Raw genomic sequence first — 25,514 nt, 5'->3', positions numbered from 1 at the left:
CCGTACCGGAATGGTGTCGACGATTCCCTCCGGGGCCCACGGGGAACACGGGGCTCCGGTGACCGGTCCGCGCCCCGGCGCCCGCCGGGGTCCGCGCCCGGTCCCGCGGGCCCCGCGCGTGTGCGCGGGCGCAGGCCGGGCGCCCGGGCGGACCGGGTTGAATGGGAGCGGGAGGGGGCCCGCCGCGGGCTCCCGTCGTCTGCTCGGGGGAACCGCATGGCCGTACCGCTGGTGATCGACACCGATACCGCGCAGGACGACTGCGTCGCCCTGCTGGTCGGCCTGCTGGACCCGGCGGCCGACCTGCGGGCGATCACGATGGTCGCCGGCAACGTGGGCTTCGACCAGCAGGTCCGCAACGCCTTCATGACGCTCAACGTGTCCGGGACCGGGGCGGGCGTTCCCGTGTACCTGGGCTGCCGCCGGCCGCTGGTGCGGCCGTGGGTGAGCGCCGAGGACGTCCACGGGGACGGCTCCGGGGGGCTGGCCATGGACCAGGGCGGCCTGGCTCCGGAGGCCGAGCACGCGGTGGACGCCCTGGTGCGGATGGCCGCCGAGAGCCCGGGCGAGCTGTCGGTCGTGGCGATCGGCCCGCTCACCAACATCGCCGCCGCCGTGGTCAAGGACCCCGGGTTCGCGGCGAACGTGAAGTCGCTGTTCATCATGGGCGGCTCCAACAACGGCCGCGGCAACATCACCGCCGCCGCGGAGTTCAACTTCTACGTGGACCCCGAGGCCGCCAAGGCGGTGTTCGCCGCCGGGTTCGACATCACCGTGGTGCCGTGGGACCCGCTGACGCTGCGCCAGGCCGTGTTCGGGCAGGAGCGCCTGGACGAGATCGCCGCACTGGACACGCCGCTCTCGCGGTTCTTCACCCGCATCTGCGCGGCGACGCTGGAATTCGACCGCAGGGTGGGCATCGACGGCACCACGCACCCCGACTCGCTGACCGCGGCCGTGCTGCTCCACCCGGAGCTGGTGCTCAGGGCCTCCCGCTACCACGTGGACGTGGAGACCGCCGGGGAGCTGACCCGGGGCTACTCGGCGATGTCGTGGGGCGTGCACGGCCTGGAGCCCAACGCCCGGGTGGTCGAGGAGATCGACGCCGAGGCGTTCTACGCGCTCGTCCGGGGCGTGCTGGCCGGGGAGACCGCGCCGGAGCGCGAGATCACGGGCCTGTGAACGCGATGACGCCCTGGGCGGCGGCGACGGTCGTCTCGCCGCCCGCGGCGTCGGCCATCACCAGGTCGCAGCGGCACAGGGCGCGGCGCCGGGTGTGCTCCACCACGTGCGCGCGGGCGCTGAGGCGCACCCCGCGGGCCGGGCGCAGGTACTCGATGCCGTAACCGCCGGTCAGGACCGACGGGCCCAGGACCGCGCCGCCGGCGAAGGTGAGCGCGTTGTCGGCGGCGTAGGAGAGCACCCCGCCGTGCAGGAAGCCGTTCTGCTGGAGCAGGTCGTCGCGCACGTCCAGCTCCAGGACGGCGCCGCCCGGGTCGAAGCGGGTGATCCGCGCGCCGAGCAGCCTGCTGAAGGGCTGCGCGTCCAGGACCGAGGCGGCCAGGGCGAGCGCGTCGGCCCCGGAGGGCGGAACGGCACCGGGGCCGGCCCCGGGACTCTCGGACGACATGGCACCCGCCTTCCACCGCGCTCTCCGGTCCCGGGCGCGGACACGCCCCCGCCGGGTCCCCCGTGCAGGTTCCCACATCCGCCCCCGCGGGGGCGCGGAGGGGCCGTGCGGGCCCGCCGGGGTCCGGGGCGGGCGCGGGCGGGTTCCGGGTCAGCGGTTCTTGACGACGATGCTCTCGACCGTGTTGGCCACGTGCTCGAACGCGTCGGCGGCCGTCTCCAGCTCCTCGATGACGTCCTTGAGCTTGAGCACCGTCAGCGCGTCGTACTCGCCGCTGAACAGCTTGGCCAGGAGCTTGCGGTAGATCCGGTCGGCCTGGTTCTCCAGCTGGTTGATCTCGATCCAGTACCGGGTGAGGTCCTGCATGGTGCGCAGGCGCGGCATGGCCTCGGCGGTCAGCTCGGCGGCGCGCTCCAGGACCTCGATCTGGTCGATGATGCCCTTGGGGAGCCGGTCCAGCCCGTAGAGGCCGATGAGGTCGACCGCCGCCTCCATCGAGTCCATGACGTCGTCGAGGTTGGAGGCCAGACGGTAGATGTCCTCCCGGTGCATGGGAGGCGCCGAACTCTTGTTGAGGCGGCGCATAATCGCGTGGGTGGCGTCGTCTCCGGCGTGCTCGCAGGCACGCATCTTCTCGGTGATGGCCTCGCGGTCGGCGCCGTCACTCATCAGCTCCACCAGCAGGCGTGCCGCGATGACCAGGTTGTTCGCCGAGTCGGTGAACATCTCGTAGTAACTGTCATCACGCGGGCGCAAACGCAGGCGCACGTCGTCTCTCCCGATGGTGCGGTGGGTGTTCCTTGGTGGATGTTAAGCGGGTCCGCCGAGCGGCTCGTCGTGACGCGAGGGTCCGTCGCGTCGGTCGCGTGCGCGGTCATCCCTCGTTCACCCGGCGGCCCCGGTGCGTGGAACTCCCTGGGGGAAGGGGCCCATCGCATTCCTCCCAATCTCAACGACACCGGGACGGTTCGGGACGCTACCGTGTTCGGCGCCCGCTGACCAGCGGTGCGCTGAGACACGAATCACCCGATCGGTAGGAGACCGGTGGACGCGGACCCCCCGACTCTTCGATGTCCACTTTCAGGCCATTCGGCGGCAATGGCAAGTATCCCGCCCGTTCATCTGGACGTTGACGGACCCCGGGTGGGCGGCCCCGGCCCCCGGGCCCGTCCCGGCAGGCCCTGAGCAGCGGAGGATCCGCCGCACCGGGGGTGCCGCGGGGCTCCGGATGCCGCCCCCGGCGGACCTGCGGGGTGACGAAGGACCCCCGTACCCCCCGGGACCCGCGTGCGCACCCGGGGCGCCACAGACGGCCACCCCTGGTCGGAACACACGAACTCATGACAATCTCCCACAAAGCACGCAGGGGGCAACGACCCGGGCCCCGCCCCGCGCGCACCGGCGGCCCGGCGGCCGGCGCGCCCGCGACCGCGCGGGCGGGACCTCCCGGGCGGGCGGAGACTCCTCTCCCGGGCGGTGCGCCGACGCCCCCTCGCGGACGGGATGCACGGACACCGCGGCCGCCCGCCGTCCACGAGACGGCGGACCCGGGCGCGGCGGCCACCCCCGCGGGCGGACCGGCGCGGATCCCGCGGTCCGCACCGCCGCCGACGACCCTCCCCACGCGGACCGGGCGGGGCGGGCACCGCCCGTGACCGGCCCCCGCGCCCGGTGCGCCTAGGCTTCGGGCATGCCGTCCACTCTCACCCCCGCGCTGGTGCGCCGGGTCCTGAGCGCCCTGGCCGACGCGGGCGCCGACATCCCCGCGGACGCGGGCGCCGACGGGGCCGTGGCCGCCCTGGCGCGCACCGCGCTGGCGCGCGCGGACTCCGACCCCGGGGCCGCCCGGCCGCTGGTCAAGCTCGCCGTGCGGGCCTCCCTGGCGCTGCTCGCCGACCGGGCCCCCGGCAACTCCCTGGAGGTCCGCGTGCCGCCGTTCGGAGCCGTACAGGCGATCGAGGGCCCACGTCACACCCGGGGCACCCCGCCCGGTGTGGTGGAGGCCTCCCCGGACACCTGGCTGCGCCTGGCGGTGGGCGAAACCCCCTGGGGACGGGCGGTGGAGCAGGGGGCGGTACAGGCCAGCGGGACCCGTTCCGACCTGTCCGGACACCTGCCCCTGTGGCCCCGGGTGGTACCGCCCGCATCCCCAGGCACTAAGCTGTGAGCGTGTCGTACTCCGACGGCCGGCTCTCCATGGACCTCGACCCGCTCGAACGCGGCCCGCAGGACGCCTGCGGTGTATTCGGGGTCTGGGCTCCCGGCGAAGAAGTCAGCAAGCTCACCTATTTCGGCCTCTACGCTCTACAGCACCGCGGACAGGAGTCCGCGGGCATCGCCCTGAGCGACGGGGAGCGGATCCTCGTCTACAAGGACATGGGGCTGGTCTCCCAGGTCTTCAACGAGGCGACCCTGGACTCCCTGCGCGGGCACCTCGCCATCGGCCACTGCCGCTACTCCACCACCGGCTCGCCGGTCTGGGAGAACGCGCAGCCGACCTTCTACACGGCGCGCGAGGGGGGCCTGGCCCTCGGCCACAACGGCAACCTCATCAACACCCCGGAACTGGCCGCGATGCTGCCGGACTCCCGGAGCGGCGCGACCACGGACACCGAGGTCCTCACCAACCTGCTGGCCTCCCGGGCCCGCGACGGCAGCACCGTCGAAGAGGCCGCGATGGAGCTGCTCCCGCAGGTCCAGGGCGCCTTCTCACTGGTGTTCATGGACGAGGAGACCCTGTACGCGGCCCGCGACCCGCAGGGCATCCGGCCGTTCGTGCTGGGCCGCCTGGGCGAGACCTCCGGCGCGGGCGGCTGGGTGGTCGCCAGCGAGACCGCCGCGCTGGACATCGTGGGCGCCGAGGTGGTCCGCGAGATCGAGCCCGGCGAGCTGCTCACCATCGACGAGCGCGGCGTCCGGTCCCGCCGGTTCGCGCCCGCCCGGAACAAGGGCTGCCTGTTCGAGTACGTCTACCTGGCCCGCCCGGACACCACCATCGCCGGGCGCAACGTCAACTCCACCCGTGTGGAGGTGGGGCGCCGCCTGGCCAGGCAGCACCCGGTGGAGGCCGACCTGGTCATCCCGGTGCCCGAGTCCGGCACGCCCGCCGCGGTCGGCTACGCCGAGGCCAGCGGCATCCCGTTCGCCCAGGGCCTGGTCAAGAACTCCTACGTGGGCCGGACCTTCATCCAGCCCAGCCAGACCCTGCGCCAGCTCGGCATCCGGCTCAAGCTCAACCCGCTGCGCGAGGTCATCGAGGGCCGCCGCCTGGTGGTGGTGGACGACTCGATCGTGCGCGGCAACACCCAGCGCGCGCTGGTGCGGATGCTGCGCGACGCGGGCGCCGCGGAGGTGCACGTGCGCATCTCCAGCCCGCCCGTGCTGTGGCCCTGCTACTACGGCATCGACTTCGCCACCCGGGCCGAGCTCATCGCCGCGAACCTCTCGGTGGACGAGATCGCCGCGTCGGTGAACGCCGACAGCCTCGCCTACGTCGACCTGGACGAGCTGATCGCCGCCACCACGGTGCCCAAGAACGACCTGTGCCGGGCCTGCTTCGACGGCGTCTACCCGATCGAGGTGGACCCGGCGGCCCGCGGCAAGTACCTGCTGGAGAAGTCCTGCGGGACCCCCGAGGGATCCACCCTGGCCAGCAGCCCCAAGTAGCCGTCCGCACGGCGGTCCCGCCGTGCGCGGATCCGCCGTGCCCCGGACCCCGGGGCGCGGCGGGCCGTACCGGCACCAACGAGCACCAACCATCACAGCACGAGGAGAACTCGCGTGGCAGCCGACAGCAAGGCGACGGGGGCGTACGCCGCCGCGGGCGTCGACATCGCCGCCGGGGAGCGCGCCGTCGACCTGATGAAGCGCCATGTCGCGCGGACGCGGCGCCCCGAGCAGGTCACCGACGCCAGCGGTTTCGCGGGCCTGTTCCGCCTGGACACCGGCAGGTACAAGGACCCGGTGCTGGCCACGTCCACCGACGGCGTGGGCACCAAGGTGCTGCTCGCCCAGAAGCTGGACCGCCACGACACCATCGGCATCGACCTGGTGGGCATGGTCGTCGACGACCTGGTGGTCAGCGGGGCCGAGCCGCTGTTCATGACCGACTACATCGCCTGCGGCTCGGTGGTCCCGGAGCGGATCGCCGAGATCGTCGGCGGTATCGCCGAGGGCTGCCACCAGGCCGGGTGCTCCCTCATCGGCGGGGAGACCGCCGAGCACCCCGGGGCGATGGGCCCCGAGGAGTACGACCTGGCCGGCGCCGGGACCGGCGTGGTCGAGGGCGACGCGATCCTGGGCCCGGACCGGGTCCGCGAGGGCGACGCCGTGATCGCGATGGCGTCCTCGGGACCCCACTCCAACGGCTACTCGCTGATCCGCCGCATCGTGGACACCGCCGGCCTGGACCTCAAGGCGCACCCGCCGGAGCTGGGCGCCGAGCTGGGCGAGGTCCTGCTCACCCCGACCCGGATCTACGCCAAGGACTGCGTGGCGCTGACCGGGGCTGTGGAGGTGCACGCGTACTCGCACATCACCGGCGGCGGCCTGGCGGCCAACCTGTCGCGGTCGCTGCCCGGCCACCTGGACGCGGTGCTGGACCGCTCCACCTGGACGCCCGCCCCCGTGTTCGGCCTGCTGGCGGAGAAGGGCGGGGTGTCGCGGGAGGACATGGAGGCCACGTTCAACATGAGCGTGGGCATGGTGGCGGTCGTGGCGGCGCAGGACGCGGAGCGCGCCCTGGAGGTGCTCTCCGAGCGCGGCGTCCCGGCCTGGAGGCTGGGCACGGTCACGCCCGGCACCGGCACGGCCCACCTGAACGGCGACCACCCCGGCGCGTGAGCGGTGGACGCGAACATAGCCGGTGCGAACCACCGCAGTGGTTCGCACCGGCTATATCCACCTGTCCGGCCCGGTCCCCGCAGGGACCGGTGGTGTCCGCAGGTCTGTCGTGTTGTCCGAGCGACCTGGAAGCCCCGTCCGACGTACTGCCTACTTGTCGGACTCCGTGTACTTCTCGGCGAGATCCGCGTAGCGGTCGATCAGGTCATCGTGAGAATCCGCGTAGGAATCGTCCGGACCCGGTCCGGTCGGTTCCTCATCCTCAGCGACACCCAGCTCCGACCGCAGCCGATCAAGGTCGGTCCCACCGGTGCTGTACTTGAGCTTCCGGGCGACCTTCTGCTGCTTGGCCTTGGCTCGGCCGCGCCCCATTGGCTCGACCCCCTCAACGATGGGGTTCCGACGGAACCCCGGATCACTTAACTAACCCGCACTAACGGGCTGACGGCCGTCAAACGCGACTGACGACAGGCGTCAGCTTACGTACACGTACAACCGTACCTGGTCGGGCCCCGCCGTGCCTACGCCACCCGGGTGTGACGGGTGTGGTGAAGGGGTCCGCAACCGCCCCGGCCACCACCGGTACGGCCCCCGGAAACCCTTCCCCAGCGGCGGATACGGGCTTCGGGCGTGGCGAGTGCCACACGCCGGGATGTGTGCCACGATGCGTTCCGTGCTGCCCTACACCGCCTATCTCCGCGTCTACCAGCCGCTCGCATCGTTCGCGCCCGACGAGCGGAGGAGGTGGGAGGAGTACGCGCGCTCGCCCCACCGGCCGCGCCGGGCGCACGCCCTGGCCGCAGAGCAGGCCGAGGTGCTGGGCCGGCTGCTGGTGACCCCGCCGCTGGCGGCGCCGCGGGAGGAGAGCCGCAACGCGTACCTGCGCCGGGTGGAGGGGCTGCTGTACGTGTGCCCCTGGGAGACCCGGCTGCGGTCGTGGCGGGCCTTCACGGAGTTCGCGGAGCGGACGCCTCCCTCGCTGAGCGAGGCCTTCGTGCCGGAGCGGGAGGCGGAGCGGGTGGAGGAGGGGTACCGCGAGTGGCGGGCGTCGGGGGCGCACCTGCGGCCGGGGATCCTGTCGAGCAACTGGGCGGTGCCGGTGCCGTGGTTCGTGCCCTTCTCCGACGGGGAGCGCCGCCTGGTGGCGTCGGCGGGGCCGACCCGGGCCCTGGTGTACCTGACGCGGACCGCGACCGGCCTGGAGCGTTTGGAGCGCACCGGGGCGGTGATGACCGAGCACATCGGCAGGCACGCCGTGTCGGCGGCCACGGAGCGGCTGGTGGACTGGCTGCGGTCGGTGGCCCACCCGGGCTCGCTGCTGGAGCTGGACTACGGCGGGCTGGTGCACCTGTTCGACGACGCGCGGCTGGCCGGGGAGCGGTCGGTGGCGGAGGTGGCCGGGGCGGTGGAGGCGCTGGCGGCGGGCGACGCGGAGCGGGTGGTGGAGCTGCGGGACCGGCTGCTGCGCCGCTGGAGGTCGCTGCGCGCCCTGGAGCACGCCAACTGACGGTGATGAGATGCCCAGGTTTTCGTCGACACCACCCCGTGGTCCGTCGTGAAATTCCGGCACCCGCACGTCCGCGACGCGCCGTCCGCCAACCTGGTACACCAGGTTTCTTTCCGCCCACCGGAGTCGTTTGCGCACGTGACAACGGTGCGAGCCCGGACGTCGCCCGCGCACGACATCAAGCATGGAGAAACTGGGCATAACGCCCGTTAGTGATCGACGTAGACTGTAGTCGCCCGATCACCGAAAGCACCGACGACCATCGGAGAACCCCTGTCGCGCGGGCGATCCCGTGCGATCGGTCCGCCCCGGGGCGGACCGCGGAGGGGGATCCCGCCCCCCGGCGCTCCCGCCCTCCCCCGGCGGGCCGGCCAGGGGCACGATCCAGCGGCCGAGAGCCCGACACCGGGGTTTCGGTCAGACCTCCGTAGCACTTCGTGTCCTCCGGATCGAGAAAAACGAGGCCCGAGAACGAAGTTTTGACCGAATACGCCACATGCCACTAAACGTGTCGCTAGAATCACTTAGCGTGACGCAGCCACGAACGGCTTCCGGGGCCTCCCCTGAGCAAAGTTGCTGAAAGTGGCTGCACCATCACCTCGGGTGATGCCAGTATGAACCCATATTGGTCATCCGGGCGAAGCGCCAGGATCACAGGCTCAAGGATCGGCACACAGATCCAGGAGGAGAGGCCGTACACATGTCAACTCGCACGCCCGAGGCGGAGCCCCTGTTGACCCCCGCCGAGGTTGCCACCATGTTCCGCGTGGACCCCAAGACCGTGACGCGCTGGGCCAAGGCGGGCAAGCTGACCTCGATCCGCACCCTGGGCGGACACCGTCGCTACCGTGAGACGGAGGTCCGTGCCCTGCTGGCCGGTATCCCCAGCCAGCGTACGGAGTGATCTCCCCGGTCTGAGCCGCTGTTTCCGGGGGGAACCGGCCGGAGTGGCTCCGGCCGCCGACACAGGCTGACAAGACCCGAGGGCGGGCCTTCACCGAGAAGGCCCGCCCCCTTGTGTTCGGGGGGCGGCGTGTTGCCGGGGCGGCGGCCCGTCGGCGCGCCCGGGACCGGGGTCGGGCCCGCCGAGGCGGAGCACCGCGCGGACGCCGCCGGCCCGGCCGGGGCGACCCCGGCGGGGCTCCCGGCCGCACCCGTAGCCGACCGCCGGCGGGACCGGTGCCCGCGACCGCGCGGAGGCGGCGCGGGCGGCCTGCGGGACGGGCAGGACCCGGCGTCCGCCCGGTGCGTCAGTCGCCGAGGCGGTCGTCCATGGCGCTGGTGCGCTTGCGGGCCAGGAACGTGGCGGCGGATCCGCCGCCGACGGCCACCAGCGCGGCGGTGATCAGCGCCGCCAGGGAGCTGCCGGTCATCGCCAGGTTGTTGCGGGGGCGCTGCTCCTGCGCCTGCGGGGAGGCGCTCGCGCGGTCCTGGGGCGACGGGGAGGAACCCGCCTCGTAGGTGGAGCCCAGCGCCCAGGCGTCGGCGAAGTCGATGCTGAAGCCGTTGCCGTCCCCGGCCGCCCCCACGCTCACCGTCACGGACAGCCGGGAGCGGGAGCCCTCGCCCCTCCAGTCCGGGTCCTGGTCGTCGAAGGTCTCCTGGACGCGCGCGAAGTGGACGGCCACCGGGACCTCCTGGACCGTCTCCCCCTCCTCGTCCATGATCTCCAGGACGTCCTCGACCACGTGGGCCCGCCCGGACCGCAGTTCGCCCACGGGTACCCCGAAAGCGCTCAGGGCACCGTGCTCGAAACCGGTGTCCGTGCTCCCGGAGAACCCCGCCGAGGCGGTGGTGACCACGTCGGCAACCGAGATCTCCAGGGTATTGTCGGCCGAGACCCGGCGGGTGTCGGCGTCGTCGAGGGCGATCACGTCGTCCGTGGGGCTGCCGCTCGGCGACGGGCTCTCCGGGGCGGGGCTCTCCGACTCCCCGTCCCGGAACGGGTGGTCCCCGTCGGCGGGGGGCTGCCGGGGCTCCGGCTCCTCCCCGCCCTCCGGGGTCGGCGCGTCCCAGTAGGGGCCGAGCGGGTCCTCCCCGTCGCCAGAGGGGACGTCGTCCGGGGAGGAGGGGGCGAGGTCGACGCCGGAGGGCACGTCGATCATGCCGAGGGTGACCAGGTCCACGACGGTCAGGCGCAGGACGGCCGACTCCACGCCGGCGGTGGCGGCGGCGCCCTTGTCGTCGACGGCGGTGCGGCTGGAGCCCCGGATGCTGATGTAGGGGGCGAGCGGCCCGTACACCTCGCCGGTGTCGCCGCGCTCCTCGCTGTCGCCGCCGAAGCTGACGGCGGTGGAGTAGCCGGAGACGGCGTCGCCGTTGGCGGCCCAGGCCTGGGCGTTCCCCCACACGAGCGGGTCGACGGCGGCGACCGCGGCCCCGGCCGGGGACGCGGTGAGGCCGAGCGAGGCCGCGAGCACGGCCGCGGCGGCGGCGCCGAGCAGGCGGTGTGCTGTCTTTCTGGCGGGGGTCACCACGGCACTCCTGTAGCTACTGGGGGATGTCCGGCCGTGCGGCCGGTCCCGTGACCGGGCTCGGAGCGGGGTCCACGGGGAGCGCCGCGCGCGGCGGCGCGGCATGCGGGGCGGCGGGGACGACGGCCTTCCCGCCCCGGGGGAAGGGGCCGTGCGGGGCGGGGCGCACGGAGCGCGCCCGCACGGCCGAGCCTAACCGCTCGATCACGAAACGGAAACCGCCCTCCTACGCGTGATCGCTCACTGTGATGGTCCGGATGCCCGGTCAACGGCCGCCGGCCCCGGGGAGTTCCGGTGTCCGAGAACGCGAACGGCCCCGGGGAGGTGCCCCGGGGCCGTGCTGGTCACCGTGTCACCGGCGGGGCCGGTGGTGCGGTGGCCGGTGCCTAGTTGTCGTTCTCCTCGGCGGGAGCCTCGACGACGGCGTTCTTCTTGCGACGGGCCAGGTAGGCGGCAGCGCCACCACCGGCGGCGATCGCGGCACCGGCGGCGATCAGGCCGCCGATCGGGCTGCCGGTCGTGGCCAGGGCCTCGGCGGGCTGGGCGACCGGCTTCTTGTCGTCGGCCTCGGGCTTCTCCACGGGCTTCTCCGGACGCGGCTTCTCCTCGCCGTCGCCGTCGCCCCCGCCGGGGTTCCCGCCGCCGTCGACGGTCAGGGTGCCGACACCGGTCTCGGCGATGGTGACGAACTGGACCAGCTCGCCGTCGACCTTGAAGTCGTAGTCGAGGACCGAGTAGGCGTCCTCCCACGTGTACCCGTCGACCTCGGTGGGCTGCTCCCACTCGTAGATGTCGGGGGTGATGGTGAAGTCCACGTCCTCGGGGACGGTCACGCCGCTGACGCTGCCGGGGTCGACGCTGTGCCGGACCGAGCCGTCCCAGCTCTTGAAGGTGCTGACGGAGATGCCGGAGATGGTGGCCTCGACGAGGATCTCGTCGGACTCGGACACCGGCTCGCTGTTGGTCTCGTCGAGCACGACGACGGTGGTGTCGGCCTCGGCGGCGTCCGCGTCGGCTTCCTCGGCGGAGGGGCTGGGCTCCGGGCTGGGCGAGGGGGTCGTGTCGTCCCCGTCGGCCGGGGGCGCGGTCGGGGCGGGCTCGTCGGTGTCGCCACCGCTCTCGCCCCCGCCGTCCTGGCCGCCCTCGGAGGAGCCGTCGTCCCCGCCGCCGGAGGTGTCGTCCCCGCCGGTGTCGCCCTCCCCGTCACCGGGGGCCTGGTCGTCGTCGGTGTCGGTCGGCTCCTCGGACGCCTCCGCGCCGTCCTCGGTCTCCTCCTCATCCTCGTCCTCGGTGGGGAGGCCGTTCTCGGCGTCCGCCACGGTGATCTGGACGCGGACGGAGGGGACCTCCACCGTGGCCAGGACCCCGCTGCCGGTCACGGACGCGGTCGAGTTGCCGGACCAGGAGACCCAGCCGTAGTCGACGGAGAAGGCGTCGCTGACGCTGCCGTCCTGCGTCTCGATGAAGCCGGCGCCGCCGTTGGAGGAGGCGTAGGCCCAGCCGGAGACGGGGTCCGCGGCCGCGGGGAGGGCCGCCGCCACGGTCAGCGCGCCGAAAGCAGCGAAGGTGGCGCCGGCCTGAATGACACGGCGGGCGGCGATCTTGGTGCTCTTCACATCAATCCTCTAGGGGATTCCGACCCGCATGGGACAGGTCGGCCCGGTTCAATGCAATGCCCGGGTGCGGGTGGGGCCGCACCGGGCGATCGACTGTCACCAGGGTTCGGATGGGGGCAGGGGAGGCGCTCGAAAAGGCCTTCCACCTGTGAAAACCGGCTGCGGCCCTGGACGGAGGGGCCTGCGGAACCGATGCGGGAGACTTCCCGCTTCCTCACGGGAATCCTACAGCTCACTCATGGCCGAAAACATCCGAAAATGGATCACAAAAAGATTACGGGAGAAACTCCCACTACTCTCCGGAGGGATTCGAATTCACTTCAGAAAACTTCCCTGTATCGTGTAAACCGATCAATGCACCGGGCGTCTTAATAAGAAGTACCCGCGCGAGAGGGGCGTTCCGCCCGGTTCGCCCGGTAGGTTGTGGGCATGCCCGTCTCCGCACCGTCAGGGCCCCGGAGCCGCGCCACCCGCGCCCTGTACCTCATCCCGCTCCTGGCACTCCTCGCCACCGGCTGCGCGTCGGCGTCCGGAGCCGAGCCCGGTTCCGACCCCACCTCCGCCATCCCGCTGCCCGGCCCCGACGACGGCTCCTCCGGCCGGGGCCCCGGGGACACCGCGGACGGGGAGGACGGCGCCGCCCAGCGGCCCGTGGGCGACGGCCCGCTGCACGACCGGGTCGTGGTCATCGACCCCGGGCACAACGGCGGCAACGCCTCCGCCGCCTCCGAGATCAACCAGCAGGTGCCCGCCGGGCCCCAGCAGAAGGCCTGCGACACCGTGGGCGCGGAGACGAACACCGGCTACCCCGAGCACCTCTTCAACTGGGAGCTCTCCGTCCTGGTCAAGGAGCGGCTGGAGGCCGACGGCGCCACGGTGGTCCTCACCCGCGAGGACGACGAGGGCGTGGGCCCCTGCATCGACGAGCGCGCCGGCATCGGCAACGAGGCGGAGGCCGACGCCGCCGTGTCCATCCACGCCGACGGCGGGCCCGAGTCCGGGCGCGGCTTCCACGTGATCGTGCCGGGCGAGGTCGAGGGCTATACCGAGGACATCGTCGAGCCCTCCCTGGAGCTGGCCGAGGACCTGCGCCGCGAGTACCGCGAGGGCACCGACGTCCCCTACGCCGACTACCTCGCCCAGGACGGCCTGGACGAGCGCACCGACCTGGGCGGGCTCAACATGTCCACCGTGCCCAAGGTGTTCCTGGAGGCGGGGAACATGCGCAACGCCGAGGACGCAGCCCTGCTGGAGGACCCCGAGTGGCGGGAGCGGGCGGCCGACGCGATCGCCCGCGGCCTGGCCATGTACCTGATGCGGGAATGAGCGGTGCGGGAGTGGTCCCGGCCGGGCGTCCGCAGTCGGCCACGGGCGCGCTCCGGTATGGCGCGGGCCACGGCCCCTCGGCATAATGCGGGCATGAACTCCCCCCTGGCGGTCCCGGACTTCGACATCATCCTGCGCGGCTACGACCGCGTCCAGGTCACCGACCTGCTGCACCGGGCGATCGTCACCCTGGCCGCCGGCACCGGGGAGCGGCCGCGGGCCGAGATCCCCGCCGGGACCACCGCGGTCACCGCGGCCGAACTCGCCTCAGCCCGCTTCGACGTCGTCCTGCGCGGCTACGACCGCACCCAGGTCGCCGGCTGGATCGAGGACCTCGCACGCGATATCGCCCTCCTGGAGGCCCGCACCGGGAATACCGGCGCGGGCCCGGACCGCCCGGCGCGGGATCTCCCCGCCCCGGAGTCACCCGTGGAGCCGCCGCGGTTCGACGTGGTCCTGCGCGGCTACGACCGCGTCCAGGTCAGCGGCATCATCGACCGGGCGCTCGCCACCCTCACCGCCCGCACCGGGACCGCCTCCCCCGTGGAGGCCCCCGCCGGGACCACGGCGGTCACCGCGGCCGAACTCGCCTCCGCCCGCTTCGACGTCGTCCTGCGGGGCTACGACCGCGTCCAGGTCGACGCCGTGCTGGACGACCTCGCACAGCGCGTCGCGCGGTCGGAGGAGCGCGGCGGGCGGGAATGACCACCCTGAGAACCTCCTGAACTGCACAATAGGGACCATGCCTCTGACACCGGCGGACATCCGCAACAAGAAGTTCCACACGGTGCGTCTGCGCCCGGGATACAACGAGGAGGACGTCGACGCGCTGCTCGACCGCATCGAGGCGACGCTCGTCGCGCTGGAGGGCGGACCGCGCAAGGGTCCGCCCATCACGGCCGAGGAGGTGCGCAATTCGCGCTTCCGGACCACCCGGCTGAGCCCGGGGTACCGCGAGGACGAGGTGGACGACTTCCTCGACGTGGTGGTCGCCGACCTGGCCGGTCGCGGCCTGGGCAGGTCCGGTCCGGGCACCCCACCGCTGCCGCCGCGCGGCGGGGCCCCGCGGACCGCCGCCGAGCCCCCGCCCGCGGACCGCGGGCGGCAGGGGCCGCAGGCCCCGCCCCCCGGGCTGACCCCGGAGCAGGTGCGCGGCCAGCAGTTCGCCACCACGCGGCTGACCACGGGCTACAACGAACAGGAGGTCGACGACTTCCTGGACCGGGCCGAGTTCACCCTGGAGGTGCTCCACCAGGGGCGGCCGGAGCGGGCGACGCTGTCATCGAAGGACGTGGAGCGGGTCCAGTTCTCGACCACGCGGGCCCGGCCGGGGTACGACCCGGCGCAGGTGGACCGCTTCCTGGACGTGCTCGCCGAGGAGCTGCGCCGGTACGAGCAGCGCTGAGGGCGCGGCGGGGCGCGGCCTCCGCGGGGGCCGGCCCCGCACACGGGCGCCCCGGCCCGCAAAGGGGGCGGCGGTCACTTTCTGACACGCCGTAGTGCCTTTAAGCCCATCCCGGTGGAAGCGGAAAGTAATATTTGGATACAGGGAGTGATCAACCCTTGATCCATCGTTCCCGCTCCCGAGGGGAGGGCCACCATGTTCCGTGCCGTGTCCGCGCAGGGCCGCCCCACGGGTTGTTCGGTGCACGGGTCGGGCGGGTGCGGCTACGTCCCGGAGACCCGGTACCCGGCCGCCCCCTACTGCCGCTCCGCCCGGCCGGGGGGCCGGGGCTCCTACGAGCTCGGGGAGGGCGAGGAGATCGTCCCGGCGCCCGCCCACCCGTGGGAGGCGCCGCTGTTCCTCATGTGCGTCCTGGCGAACCTGCTGCTGCTGGCCCTGGGCGCGCAGCTGCTGGGCGGGCTGACCGGCACCTGGCAGGCCCCGGCGCTGGCGCTGGCGCTGGTCCCGGCCGCCTGCTGGCTGGTGCGGGGGCTGCGGCACGCCCGGCACCGGGCCGAGTCGGTGAAGATCTCCCCCACCCAGTTCCCCGAGGCGTACCGGGTGATCGCGATGCTGTCGGCGGCGATGGGGGTGCGCACCCCGGAGGCGTACGTGCGGGTGGACGGCGGGCAGGCCGACGCCGGCGGGCACGGGCTGCGCAGCCACCTGGTGCTGTCGGGCGAGCTGTTCGACGACGACGGGCGGGCGCGCGACGCGGACGCACTGGCGTTCGCGGTGGCGCACCAGCTCGGACACGTGGTCGCGGGGCACACCGGGTTCTGGCGCCGGGTCGCGATCCTGTGCGCCGACCTGGTGCCGCTGCTGGGCGCGGCGCTGGCGCGCTGCTCGGAGTACACGGCGGACAACCACGCCTACGCGCACTTCCCGGAGGGCGCGCACACCGTGCGGATGCACGCGGGCGGGGTGCGGCTGTACCCGCGGGTCAACATGGGCGAGATGGCCGACCGGGCGCGCACCGACCGGAGCGGCACGCTGCTGCTGTACCACCTGCTGTCGCGGCGGCCCGGCAACGTGCGCCGGATGGCCGCGCTGCGGGACCGGGGGCGCCGCGGGCGGATCTTCCTCTGACCGGCCGCCCGGGACGCCGCCTCAGAGGACGTAGAAGGGTTCCGTGCGGGACTCGCGGGCGTAGCCGATGCGCCGCATGATGCTGTCCGACATGGCGGGCAGCGCGTCGGGGGCGAACCACCCCACCTCCAGCGTCTCGTCCCCGCCCGCGTCGGGGGCGCCGCCCACCGGGCGGCAGCGGAACGCCAGGTCCAGGAACTGCACCCGGTCGCCGTTGGGGTAGACGTAGGGGTCCTGGCCGACCACACTGACCAGCCGCTCGACCTCGACGACCAGCCCGGTCTCCTCCCACACCTCCCGCACCACGGCGGCGGCGGGCTGCTCCCCCGGTTCGAGGATGCCGCCGGGGGTGGCCCAGCGGCCGTCGTCGGCGCGCCGGTGCAGCAGTACGTTGTCGTCCTCGTCCAGCACGACGCCGGTGACCCCCGTCAGGGGGAGCAGGGCGGGGCCGATCTGGTCGCGCAGCTCGCGCAGGAACTCGGGAACGGGCATGCCCCCGAGGCTAACGGCCCCCGGCCGCGGATCCCCCACCGGCGCGCAAGGCCGCGTACTCGTGCGCCAGCACCGACATCAGGACGGCGTCGTGCCATTCCCCGTCCCAGTGCAGGGCCTGGCGCCACACCCCCTCGCGGACGAACCCGGACTTCTCGTAGGAGCGCCGCGCCCGCGGGTTGAAGTCGAACACCTCCAGGGCCACCCGGTGCAGGCCGGCGACCGTGAACGCGTACTCCAGGACCAGGTCCGTGGCCGCGGTGCCGTAGCCCTTCCCGGCGTGCCCGAGACCGGTGAGCGCGATCCGGTAGCCGACGGAGGCGTTGTCGGGGTCCAGCCCGATGAGCGCGCAGTCCCCGACGGCGGTGCCGCCGGCCCGCTCGACGATCACCCAGTCGGCCCGGTCGTGGTGGTCGGGGCGGGTGCGGTTCCACTCCTGCGCGACCTCGCGCGTGAACCGCCGGTGGGTGCCGGTGAGGCGGCGCACCTCCGGGTCCATGTCGACGAGGGACGCGACGAGCGGAGCACCCGACACCGCGTCGAGGGGGCGGAGCTCGACCAGGTCGCCGGTGAGGACCGGCTGGTCGCGGAAGACGTCTGCGGGGACCATGGTCGGCATTCCACCACCGTCGTCGGACGCCCGGCAAACCGTTTTCGGTCCGCCCGGTACGATCCGGACACGGCGGAGCATCGACGAGGGGGGTCCCCGTGGGGGCGGGTTCGGGAACGGTGGGCCTGCGCACGGTCCGCGAGGCCAACCTGGGGGTGGTGCTGCGCACCGTCCGCGAGTCGGCCCCGTGCTCGCGGGCGGCGGTGGCGGCGGCCACCGGCCTGAACAAGACGACGGTGTCCAGCCTGGTCGCCGACCTGATGGCGCGCGGCCTGGTCCGGGAGACCGGCAGGACCGAGCAGCACGGGGTGGGCCGCCCCGGGGTGCTGCTGGACCTGGACGACACGTCGGTGGCGGCGCTGGGCCTGGAGGTCAACGTCGACTACCTGTCGGTGGTGGCGGTGGACCTGGTGCAGCGGGAGCTGACCGCCCGGCACACGCCCTTCGACGCCCGGGAGGCGGGGCCGCGGGAGAGCGCCCGGCGGATCGTGGCGGCGCTGCGGGAGGCCGCCGACGACCCGGCGGTGCGCGGGCGGACCGTGGTGGGCGCGGGGATCGCGGTGCCGGCGCTGGTGGACTCCCCCACCGGGACGGTGCGCCGGGCCCCCAACCTGGGCTGGTCGGACTTCCCGCTGGGCGAGAGCGTGGACGTGCTGGGGTTCCCCGTGCGGGTGGACAACGACGCGAACCTGGGGGCGGTGGCCGAGTACCGGGTGGGCTCCTTCGCCGGGACCCCCGACCTGGTCTACGTCACCGGCGAGGTCGGGATCGGCGCGGGGGTGCTCACCGGCGGGAGCCTGCTGCGCGGCTCGGGCGGGTTCGCCGGGGAGCTGGGCCACCTGGAACTGGACCCGGGCGGGCCGGAGTGCTCGTGCGGGCGGCGCGGCTGCCTGGAGGCGGTGGCGGGCATCGGCGCGATCCTGCGCGACGCGGTCCCGGACCTGGCGCCGGGGCGTCCACTGTCGGGGGAGGAGGTGGCGGCGCTGGTGGAGGCCGCGGTGGGCCGGGCGGCGGCGGGCGGCGCGGTGGCGGTGGCGGCACTGGAGCGGGCCGGGACCCGGCTGGGCCGGGGGCTGGCGGCGCTGGTCAACCTGGTGGACCCGGGGCTGGTGCTGCTGGGCGGGTACTTCGTGCCCATGGGGCCGTGGCTGCTGCCGCGGTGCCGGGCCGCCCTGGCGTCCGGGGTGTTCGCCGCCGGCCCCGCCGGGTGCCGGGTGGAGCCGTCGGCGCTGGGGCTGAGCGCGGCGGCGCGGGGCGGGGCCGCGGGGGTCATCCACGCCCTGGACTCGGGTGCGCTGCCGCTGCCCGCGGCGGCGGGCACGGCGTGACCCCGCCCCCGGGCGGCCCAGGAGGGTCCGGTCCCGGCCTCCGAACGCCGTCCCCCGCGGCGCCCCCGCCGGCCCCGGCCCGCCCGCTCCGTGCGCTAGCGTGTCCCGCGGCGGCGGGGCCGTAGCGCAGAGGTCGTCGCGCTCGGCTTCCCTCCGAGAGGACGCCGGTTCGATTCCGGCCGGTCCCGCCGTCCCCGCGCACCGTACCCCCTGGCGCGCCCGGCACCGCGCCCCCTGACCGCGCACGGCACCCGCGCCCCGGGGCCGCTACCCTCGTCGCGTGGCGGGGGTGTAGCGCAGAGGTCGTCGCGCCTGCACGGCATGGAGGAGGACGCCGGTTCGAATCCGGTCGCCCCCGCCGCCCCGGTTCCCTTTTCGTCCCTCCCCACGTGCGAGAACACGGAAAACCGGGACCGAACCCCCGGAAACGTCGGCGGATGCGGTTAGACTCCCTGCTCGGCAGGGCCGTAGCGCAGAGGTCGTCGCGCCGGACAGCGAGTTGGAGGACGTCGGTTCGAATCCGACCGGTCCTGCCGCTTCTTCTTCTGCACGCAGGGGCCCCGGTCGGCTCCGTCCACCGGCCCGATCACGATCGAGCGGTGGAATGGCCATGCCCGACAAGACACCCGTACGCTGCCCCGCCATCGAGCACCCCGACCTGCCCCTGGCGGACCCGGCGGGGCTGGACCCCCTGCTGGCGCGCCTGGCCGACCCCGCCCCGGTGACGGCCGACGCCGTCTTCCCGCTGGGCACGCTGCGCCCCGACGGCCGGGTGGACCTGTGCAAGCAGGGCCTGGGCCCGGCCGGAGCGCGCCGGGTCATCCCCGCGGCGGTCGCCTCCCCGCACGCCGCCCACCTGCTGCTGGGCACCAACGCCGTCGGCTCCGAGGGCGCCCGCCTCCTGGCCGGGGCGCTCACCGACGGGCACGGGCTCCAGACCCTCTACCTGGGCTGCAACCGGATCGGCGCGGACGGGGCGGCCGCCCTGGCCGACCGGCTCGCCGGCGACGACACCGTGCGGGCGCTGTGGCTCAAGCGCAACCCCGTGGGCGACGCGGGCGCGCGGGCGGTCGCCGGCGCGCTCGCCCGCAACCGCCGCCTGCGCTCCCTCGACCTGGTCAACACCGGGGTCACCGCCGACGGGCTGCGCGCCCTGTTGGACGCGCTGGCCGACCGCGGCGCCCCGCTGGAGCGCCTGTTCCTGGGCGGCAACGGGCTGGGACCGGACACCGCGGAACTGCTGGCCGCGTTCCTGCGCGAGGCCGGGGTGCGGGAGCTGTACGCGCCCGCCAACCACCTGGGCGACGAGGGCGCGCGGACCATCGCCGCCGCGGCGGCCGGGCTGGACCGGCCGGTCACCCTGGGCCTGGGCGGCAACGGCATCGGCGCGCGGGGGGCGCGCGCCCTGGCCGGGGCCCTGGGCGGCATCGAGGCACTGGACCTGGGCCGCCCGCCGTCGCAGCGGGCCCTGGGCGCGCCCGCCAACGACCTGGGCGACGCGGGCGTGAGGGCACTGGCCGAGGCGATCCCCGCGAGCCCGTTGCGCCGCCTGGAGGTGCGCCACACCGGGTTCGGGTACCCGGCGGCGCGTGCGCTGTCGGAGGCCGTGGCCCGGAGCGGGCGCATGGAGTACGCGGGCCTGGGCCCGGGCCTGCCGCGCCGCACCAAGCGGGCCATCGCCGGGAACCTGCGCCCGGCGTCCCGGGTGCACGAGGACGTGCGCGCGATCGGGAGCCTGTACCGGTGAGGCGCTCCCACCGCCCCCGCTCGGAGTCGCACCGGCCGATGCGGGCGGCGGGGCTGCGCAACGGGCGCCGCTACGGCATCGCGCCCGCCATGGTCGAGGCCGCGACGGAGCGCCGGCTGGCCGGGGACTGGCGCGGCGCCTGCGCCGCCGCCGGGGTCGACGCCGAGATCGACACCGCCGCCCTGCGCGCCGAACACGGCACCGAGTTCACCGACCGCCTGCTCGACGACCTCCACCACCTGGCCCCGGACCTGGCACGGCTGCACCTGCCCCGGTTCTGGAACGGGTCGGGGACCCTGGTCCCGGCCCAGCCCGTGCTGCTGTCACGGCCGGGCGGGCCGCAGGGGCCGTGGCTGACGCTGCGGACCCGGGGATGGAAGGTGCACGGGGACCAGCGGCTGGTCCTGAAGGTGGACGACCCGCCCGTGCGCGACTTCCTCCGGCGCTCCAACCGGGTCCCCTACGCGGGGCACTGGACGGGGGCCGCCCACCTGTGGACGACCTCCCGCCACCTGTGGGACTCCCGGCGCGTCGGTGAGATGCGGGAGCGCTGGGGCGGCGGCGCCGACCGGGCGCCGTTCCTGGACCCGGACGGCACCCCGCGCACCCCGGACCGCCTGCCCTCGGGGGACCCGGGCCCCGGGGACCCTGCGGCCCGCACCGAGTGGATCGACACCCTCCACCAGACCGGAAGGGTCGTCGAGGCCCTGGCCGCGGCGGGGATCGGCCTCGACCCGGCGCCGATCGACCTGGACTGGGGCGCCGCAGCCGACCCCGTCGCGATCGCGGCGGGGCTGCCGCTCTCACCCGCGCGGCTGGTCGGCGAGGCGCGGCTGCTCTCCGGAGCGGGGTTCGGCGGGCGGTTCCGCATCCCGTACAGCATCCACGAGATGGTGGTCCTGGACGTGGAGAAGGACGTCCCGGACCTGGACGTCGAGGAGTACCGGCCCTGGGAGTCCGAGGAGCTCCCGGTGCTGCCCGAGGTGTGCTGGGCGCGCCCGCCGGACATCGACGTCCTCCGCGACGGGATGACCCCCGACGAACTCCACCCGCTGGTGCGCGCGGCCCTGGCCCCGGCCCGGCGGCCCGCAGGCGGCCCGGTGACCGGTACCGCGGTGTCACCGCACCCGGCCCCGGCGCGGGTGCGCTGCCGCGGCGCGTGGCACACCGTCACGGTGGACGGCCGCGGCATGGCCGTCCCGCACGGCGAGGACGAGAAGGTCCGGGAGGCGTCGCTGCGGGTGCTCGGCGGGGAGCCGGGCGGCTGCTTCGCCGCCCTCCGGGCCTGGGAGACGGGGCACGGCCGCCTGCCGCGCCCGCTGCGCGCCCACCGCGACGAGCTGTTCGAGCGGGTGCGGCACGGCGACACCGGTGCCGTCCTGCGCTACCTGGACGCGGGCGGCGACCCGCGCATCCGCGACCGGCACGGCCGCACCCTGCTGCATCACGCCGGCGTCCTGGACCACGCGGCGCTGCTGCCGCGGCTGCTCGGCGCCGGGGCGGACGTGAACGCCCCCGACGCGGCCGGGCACACCCCGCTGTACTTCGCGGTGGTGGGCAGCGGGACGGTGGAGCTGGCCCGCGCCCTGCTGGAGGCGGGCGCGCGGACCACGGGCATCGGCGGCGACCACGGCGACGAGCTGTCGGACGCGGTCGACCAGCGCTCGATCGAGGACTCCGAGGAGGACGGCGTCATCGAGCAGGACTGGGCGAGCCTGCTGGAGGAGGCGTGAGGAACGGCCACCGGCCCTGAGCGCTCAGCCCCAGAGGGTCGGCGGACCGCGGCCCCGGCCACTGCCGGTCGGCGGACCGCGGCCCCGACCCCAGCCGTAGGGTGTCGCTCCCAGCTCAGGTCGCGGGGGTGAGAGCTCGACCGGAGTTCTCCGAAAGCTCAGCCGCTTGGGAAGGGCGGCCAGCGGAGCGTGGACCTGGCCCCGGCGCGGTCGGCGGGCGGCAGAGCGCAGGGGCGGTGCGTTGGACGCGCATCCTCAGTGGTGGGGGTGTGTTCCGGGGCTGGGTCAAGCGAGGCGATCCCAGCTCAGCCGCTTGGGGTGGGAGGAATGCCCCCTGCAAAGGACCAGGCGCGCGAGGAGCGGCCCGTACGTAGAGCCCACCCATGCCCTCCTCAACGCAATGGGGGGTGAAACGTGCGCTGTCTTCGGGCCCCGGCCACAGCCGGTGAGCATTGATCCATACCCCGACTCCAGGGGGTTGACGAGGGCGTACCTCCCTCCCCAGACACACGGGGGTGAAGCCCACGCGCACCCTCCCCACCCCGCCACCAAGGATCGTCCACCCGCCCGGCGCCCCCAGCCCCAGCCGGAGGGCGTCGCTCCCACCCGGACCACGGGGAATGAAGCCCACACGTACCCTCACCGCCCCTGAACCACGCGACCGGCTCACCGCCGCGGCAGCGTGACCAGGGACAGGGTTCCGTGTTCCTTCGACAAGCACGATCACGATGTGTGAAAATCACACATGGACAAGTTGGCTCTGGGACAGCGCATCGCCGACGCTCGCGAGGACGCGGGGCTGACACAGGAGGACGTCAGCCGGGCCGTGGGGCTGGACCGGAGCGCGGTCAGTCGGCTGGAGAAGGGCGACCGCAAGCTCAGCGTTCCCGAACTGGTCGCGGTCGCCAACGTGCTCGGACGACCGCTGGCCTACTTCGTGGCGGAGCCCGTTCCCTCCGTGGTGAGTCGACGGAGCGACAGCGCGGCGCCCCATCACACGAGCCGGGCTCTGGACACCGAACTCGAACAGTTCGCGGCGGACGTGCGGTCGTGCGTGGAGATGGGACTCCTCGCCCCGGTGGAACGCAACCCGCAGGCGTGCACGCCACGGGACCACGAAGACTCCGAACGGCTGGCCGGGCAGGTGCGGCACCGCCTCGGTCTCGGCAACGGCCCCGTCCAAGATCTCGGCGCGGTCTCCGAGGACCTGGGGCTGTACACGTACTCCGTTTCGCTCGGCAAGCACGGGCCCGACGGCGGCTGCGTCGAGGTCGGCGAAGAATCGTCGGCCCTCGGGGTCGCGGTGATCAACGGCGAGGCCGCCCACGGGCGCCGTCGCATGACCCTGGCCCACGAACTCGGCCACTGGCTCTGCGGCGACGCCTACGACTCCCAGGCGTCACTGGAGAGCGAGAAGATGATCAGCTCCTTCGCCATCCACTTTCTCGCTCCGCGCTCGGGGGTCGCCGAGGTGTGGCGAAGGAACTCGGGTTGGAACACACGTGACCGGGCACTCGCCGTGGGAGCCTCTTTCCGGCTGAGCTGGTCCGCGGCGGTCGGGCAGCTGAGAAACCTCGGCCTCATCAGCCAGGACGAGCGCAGACACCTGGGGAGAGAGGAACCGAAGTTCGGCGACTATCTGCGTCTGCGACTGTCCTGGGACAACGAGCTGTCCAGCCCCTACATCTCCCCCGCCTATGCGTCGGCCTGCCTGAACGGGTACACCTCGGGCCGCCTGACCGCGGACCGGACGGTCGAACTGCTGCGGGGAACCCTTTCCGCCGAGGAACTGCCCCGGAAGAACGCGCTTGAGCCGGATGACTACCGACGGTCGTTCGCGGGGCACGATGACTGATCGGCGCAGGTGGGTGATGGACACGAGCGTCTACACGCACTTCTGCCGGGCGGGGCACGCGAGCCTCCTTCAAGGACTCGCGCCCGGCGGGGTCGTGCTCATACCGAGCGACGTGAGCGAGGAGATCGAGCGGGGTCGGGACACGTACGCGAACATCCCGAGTGTCGCTTCCGTCGCATGGGCGGAGATCGCCGTCCTGGACGAGACCGAGATCTGGACCCAGGCCCAGATCAAGGCCCAGATGAGCGGGGGACCGACTGAACACATGGGTGAGTGCGCGGTCATCGCCTGTGCGAAGCACCGGAGACTGACCGCGGTCCTGGACGAGCGCGCGGCGGTCGCCCAGGCGGATCGTCTCAGCGTGCCCAACCACGACACCCTGTGGATCGTCATCGAGGCGTACAAGACGCTCTTCGACAGAGACCGCAAGACCGCCGCCGATGTGGTGGACGACCTGCTCGGCACCGGCATGTTCTTGCCTCTGCAATCAGGAGAGAGCCTTCTGACCTGGGCATATGAAGAGGGCCTCCTTCCGTGAGCACGGGCCGCGACCCCGGCCCCAGCGGGAGGGCGTCGCTGCCAGCTCAGGTCGTGGGGGTGAGAGCTCGACCGGAGTTCTCCAAAAGTCCAGCCATCTGGAAACGGCGGCCAGCGGAGCGTGGACCTGGCCCCGGCGTGGTCGGCGGGCGGCAGAGCGCAGGACCGGTGCGTTGGGCGCGCATCCTCAGTGGTGGGGGTGTCATCCGGGGCTGGGTCAAGCGAGGCGATCCCAGCTCAGCCGCTTGGGGCGGGAGGAATGCCCCCTGCAAAGGACCAGGCGCGCGACAAGCGGCCCGTACGTAGAGCCCACCCATGCCCTCCCAACGCCGTAGGGGGTGAAACGTGCACTGTCTCTGGGCCCCGGGCACAGCCGGTCAGCGTTGATCCATACCCCGACCCCAGCGGGTTTCGGTAGGGCGTACCTCCCTCCCCAGACACACGGGGGTGAAGGCCGCGCGCACTTGCCCTGACCAGCCACGGGGGGTTGTCCACCCAACCGGAGCCCCCGGCCCCAGCCGGTCAGCGGACCGCGACCTCCGCTCCAGGGGGTGAAAGCTCGACCGGAGTTCTCCAAAAGCTCAGCCGCTTGGAAACGGCGGCCGGCGGAGCGTGGACCTGGCCCCGGCGCAGTCGGCGCACGGCAGACCGCAAGGCCGGTGCGTTGGGCACACGTCGTCAGTGGTGGGGGTGTCATCCGGGGCTGGGTCGAGCGAGGCGATCCCAGCTCAGCCGCCCGGGGCGGGAGGAATGCCCCCTGCAAAGGGCGGTGGGCGCGGCAAGCGGCCCGAACGTAGAGCACACCCATGCCCTCCCAACGCCGTAGGGGGTGGAACGTGCACGGTCTTGGGGCCCCAGGCACAGCCGGTGAGCATGAATCGCCACCCCGACCCCAGGGGGTTGACGAGGGCGTACCCGGCTCCGCGAACCCGTGGGGGTGAAGGCCGCGCGTACCTGCTGGCCGCGCCCCTGGGGGTTGTCCACCCGACTGGAGCCCCCGGCCCCAGCCGGAGGGTGTCGCTCCCATCCGGTCCGCAGCGGGTGGAAGCCGCGGGTACCTGCTCGCCCGGCCGCGCGGGGGTGAGGGCGGCGCACACGCGCGGCCTCGGTGCGTCGTGGTGCGGGAGGGCGCTTGGGTGCGGGTTACTACGTCTGGGGCTGGTGTTCCAAGCAAGGTCGTGAGCAACCGCGGCTGTGCAGGCGGACCCTTCCTCCCTTTCCACGTGGTCGGGCGGGGCAGGCCTCGCCCGGACCCGCCCCCGGACAGCACACCCCCACCACCCG

The 25,514-nt window shown here is 73.8% G+C and carries 22 protein-coding genes, 2 tRNA genes and 1 pseudogene; 18 read left to right on the top strand and 7 right to left on the bottom strand.

The window, feature by feature from the left end; translation table 11 throughout:
• Positions 1-216: 216 nt before the first annotated feature.
• Complete coding sequence (locus BUE45_RS28160) at positions 217-1,182, top strand: nucleoside hydrolase (protein WP_073383939.1); 966 nt, start codon at positions 217-219, stop codon at positions 1,180-1,182.
• Here BUE45_RS28160 and BUE45_RS28155 read toward each other — a convergent pair.
• Both BUE45_RS28155 and BUE45_RS28150 read right to left on the bottom strand, forming a co-directional pair.
• A complete protein-coding gene (locus BUE45_RS28155) occupies positions 1,169-1,630 on the bottom strand; it encodes a PaaI family thioesterase (RefSeq protein WP_073383938.1) in 462 nt (153 codons plus the stop codon). The two genes, BUE45_RS28160 and BUE45_RS28155, sit on opposite strands and share 14 nt — an antisense overlap.
• Positions 1,631-1,780: 150 nt before the next feature.
• Positions 1,781-2,398, bottom strand: a complete 618-nt coding sequence (locus BUE45_RS28150) for a DUF47 domain-containing protein (RefSeq protein WP_073383936.1) — start codon at positions 2,396-2,398, stop codon at positions 1,781-1,783.
• A gap of 922 nt (positions 2,399-3,320) precedes the next feature.
• Here BUE45_RS28150 and BUE45_RS28145 point away from each other — a divergent pair.
• The 3 genes from BUE45_RS28145 to purM all read left to right on the top strand — a co-directional run bounded on the left by BUE45_RS28145 (position 3,321) and on the right by purM (position 6,472).
• A complete protein-coding gene (locus BUE45_RS28145; protein WP_073383935.1) occupies positions 3,321-3,797 on the top strand; it encodes a sterol carrier family protein in 477 nt (158 codons plus the stop codon).
• 2 nt (positions 3,798-3,799) lie between these two features.
• Positions 3,800-5,296, top strand: coding sequence for an amidophosphoribosyltransferase (gene purF, locus BUE45_RS28140; protein WP_073383933.1), 1,497 nt, complete (start codon positions 3,800-3,802; stop codon positions 5,294-5,296).
• A gap of 114 nt (positions 5,297-5,410) precedes the next feature.
• Positions 5,411-6,472, top strand: coding sequence for a phosphoribosylformylglycinamidine cyclo-ligase (purM, locus tag BUE45_RS28135; protein ID WP_073383932.1), 1,062 nt, complete (start codon positions 5,411-5,413; stop codon positions 6,470-6,472).
• A gap of 150 nt (positions 6,473-6,622) precedes the next feature.
• Here the strand turns inward: purM and BUE45_RS28130 are convergent, their stop codons facing one another.
• Complete coding sequence (locus BUE45_RS28130) at positions 6,623-6,844, bottom strand: DUF3073 domain-containing protein (RefSeq protein ID WP_073383930.1); 222 nt, start codon at positions 6,842-6,844, stop codon at positions 6,623-6,625.
• A gap of 301 nt (positions 6,845-7,145) precedes the next feature.
• Between BUE45_RS28130 and BUE45_RS28125 the strand changes: the two genes are divergently transcribed.
• Together BUE45_RS28125 and bldC are read left to right on the top strand one after the other, a co-directional pair.
• Complete coding sequence (locus tag BUE45_RS28125; protein ID WP_073383973.1) at positions 7,146-7,979, top strand: DUF8083 family protein; 834 nt, start codon at positions 7,146-7,148, stop codon at positions 7,977-7,979.
• 700 nt (positions 7,980-8,679) lie between these two features.
• Positions 8,680-8,883: a developmental transcriptional regulator BldC gene (gene bldC, locus BUE45_RS28120; RefSeq protein ID WP_013155387.1), complete on the top strand. Its 204-nt coding sequence runs from the start codon at positions 8,680-8,682 to the stop codon at positions 8,881-8,883.
• A gap of 346 nt (positions 8,884-9,229) precedes the next feature.
• Here the strand turns inward: bldC and BUE45_RS28115 are convergent, their stop codons facing one another.
• The gene (locus BUE45_RS28115) at positions 9,230-10,453 is read right to left on the bottom strand and encodes a hypothetical protein (RefSeq protein WP_245833505.1); all 1,224 of its coding nucleotides are present in this window, start codon (positions 10,451-10,453) and stop codon (positions 9,230-9,232) included.
• Positions 10,454-10,839: 386 nt separating this feature from the next.
• Entirely contained in the window at positions 10,840-12,069 is a 1,230-nt protein-coding gene (locus tag BUE45_RS28110; RefSeq protein WP_073383927.1) for a hypothetical protein, read from the bottom strand.
• Between the two features lie 429 nt (positions 12,070-12,498).
• On the opposite strand from BUE45_RS28110, the gene BUE45_RS28105 reads away from it, so the two are divergent.
• The 4 genes from BUE45_RS28105 (at position 12,499) to BUE45_RS28090 (ending at position 15,928) form a co-directional block, all read left to right on the top strand.
• The gene (locus BUE45_RS28105; RefSeq protein ID WP_073383926.1) at positions 12,499-13,395 is read left to right on the top strand and encodes an N-acetylmuramoyl-L-alanine amidase; all 897 of its coding nucleotides are present in this window, start codon (positions 12,499-12,501) and stop codon (positions 13,393-13,395) included.
• Between the two features lie 93 nt (positions 13,396-13,488).
• Entirely contained in the window at positions 13,489-14,100 is a 612-nt protein-coding gene (locus BUE45_RS28100; RefSeq protein WP_073383924.1) for a DivIVA domain-containing protein, read from the top strand.
• Positions 14,101-14,128: 28 nt separating this feature from the next.
• Positions 14,129-14,800 carry a DivIVA domain-containing protein gene (locus BUE45_RS28095; RefSeq protein WP_073383923.1) on the top strand — a complete coding sequence of 224 codons (672 nt, stop codon included), beginning with the start codon at positions 14,129-14,131 and terminating at the stop codon, positions 14,798-14,800.
• Positions 14,801-14,995: 195 nt separating this feature from the next.
• On the top strand, positions 14,996-15,928 hold the full coding sequence (locus BUE45_RS28090; protein WP_073383921.1) for a M48 family metalloprotease: 933 nt from the start codon (positions 14,996-14,998) through the stop codon (positions 15,926-15,928).
• Between the two features lie 21 nt (positions 15,929-15,949).
• On the opposite strand, the gene BUE45_RS28085 is transcribed toward BUE45_RS28090, so the two are convergent.
• Entirely contained in the window at positions 15,950-16,420 is a 471-nt protein-coding gene (locus BUE45_RS28085) for an NUDIX hydrolase (RefSeq protein WP_073383919.1), read from the bottom strand.
• Between the two features lie 10 nt (positions 16,421-16,430).
• The gene (locus BUE45_RS28080) at positions 16,431-17,030 is read right to left on the bottom strand and encodes a GNAT family N-acetyltransferase (protein ID WP_178378682.1); all 600 of its coding nucleotides are present in this window, start codon (positions 17,028-17,030) and stop codon (positions 16,431-16,433) included.
• 98 nt (positions 17,031-17,128) lie between these two features.
• Here BUE45_RS28080 and BUE45_RS28075 point away from each other — a divergent pair, with 98 nt between their 5' ends.
• The 8 genes and pseudogenes from BUE45_RS28075 to BUE45_RS28040 all read left to right on the top strand — a co-directional run bounded on the left by BUE45_RS28075 (position 17,129) and on the right by BUE45_RS28040 (position 24,231).
• Entirely contained in the window at positions 17,129-18,358 is a 1,230-nt protein-coding gene (locus BUE45_RS28075) for an ROK family transcriptional regulator (protein ID WP_073383916.1), read from the top strand.
• A gap of 115 nt (positions 18,359-18,473) precedes the next feature.
• A tRNA-Gly gene (locus BUE45_RS28070) sits at positions 18,474-18,546 on the top strand.
• A 97-nt stretch (positions 18,547-18,643) separates the two neighbouring features.
• Positions 18,644-18,716, top strand: a tRNA-Ala gene (locus BUE45_RS28065).
• Between the two features lie 103 nt (positions 18,717-18,819).
• Positions 18,820-18,891: pseudogene (locus tag BUE45_RS28060) on the top strand.
• 77 nt (positions 18,892-18,968) lie between these two features.
• Complete coding sequence (locus BUE45_RS28055) at positions 18,969-20,105, top strand: leucine-rich repeat domain-containing protein (RefSeq protein ID WP_073383914.1); 1,137 nt, start codon at positions 18,969-18,971, stop codon at positions 20,103-20,105.
• Positions 20,102-21,838 (top strand): ankyrin repeat domain-containing protein, encoded by a 1,737-nt coding sequence (locus BUE45_RS28050; protein WP_143173509.1) that lies wholly within the window; start codon positions 20,102-20,104, stop codon positions 21,836-21,838. The genes BUE45_RS28055 and BUE45_RS28050 overlap by 4 nt, the downstream gene beginning before the upstream one ends.
• Before the next feature lie 745 nt (positions 21,839-22,583).
• Positions 22,584-23,693: a helix-turn-helix domain-containing protein gene (locus tag BUE45_RS28045; protein WP_073383911.1), complete on the top strand. Its 1,110-nt coding sequence runs from the start codon at positions 22,584-22,586 to the stop codon at positions 23,691-23,693.
• Between the two features lie 112 nt (positions 23,694-23,805).
• Positions 23,806-24,231: a PIN domain-containing protein gene (locus BUE45_RS28040; protein WP_143173508.1), complete on the top strand. Its 426-nt coding sequence runs from the start codon at positions 23,806-23,808 to the stop codon at positions 24,229-24,231.
• The last annotated feature ends 1,283 nt before the right edge of the window (positions 24,232-25,514 follow it).

Source organism: Nocardiopsis flavescens (assembly GCF_900141985.1).
GTDB classification, from domain to species: domain Bacteria; phylum Actinomycetota; class Actinomycetes; order Streptosporangiales; family Streptosporangiaceae; genus Nocardiopsis; species Nocardiopsis flavescens.
Note: the sequence above shows the minus strand (reverse complement) of the source record. Positions and strands in the feature narration are given on the sequence as shown.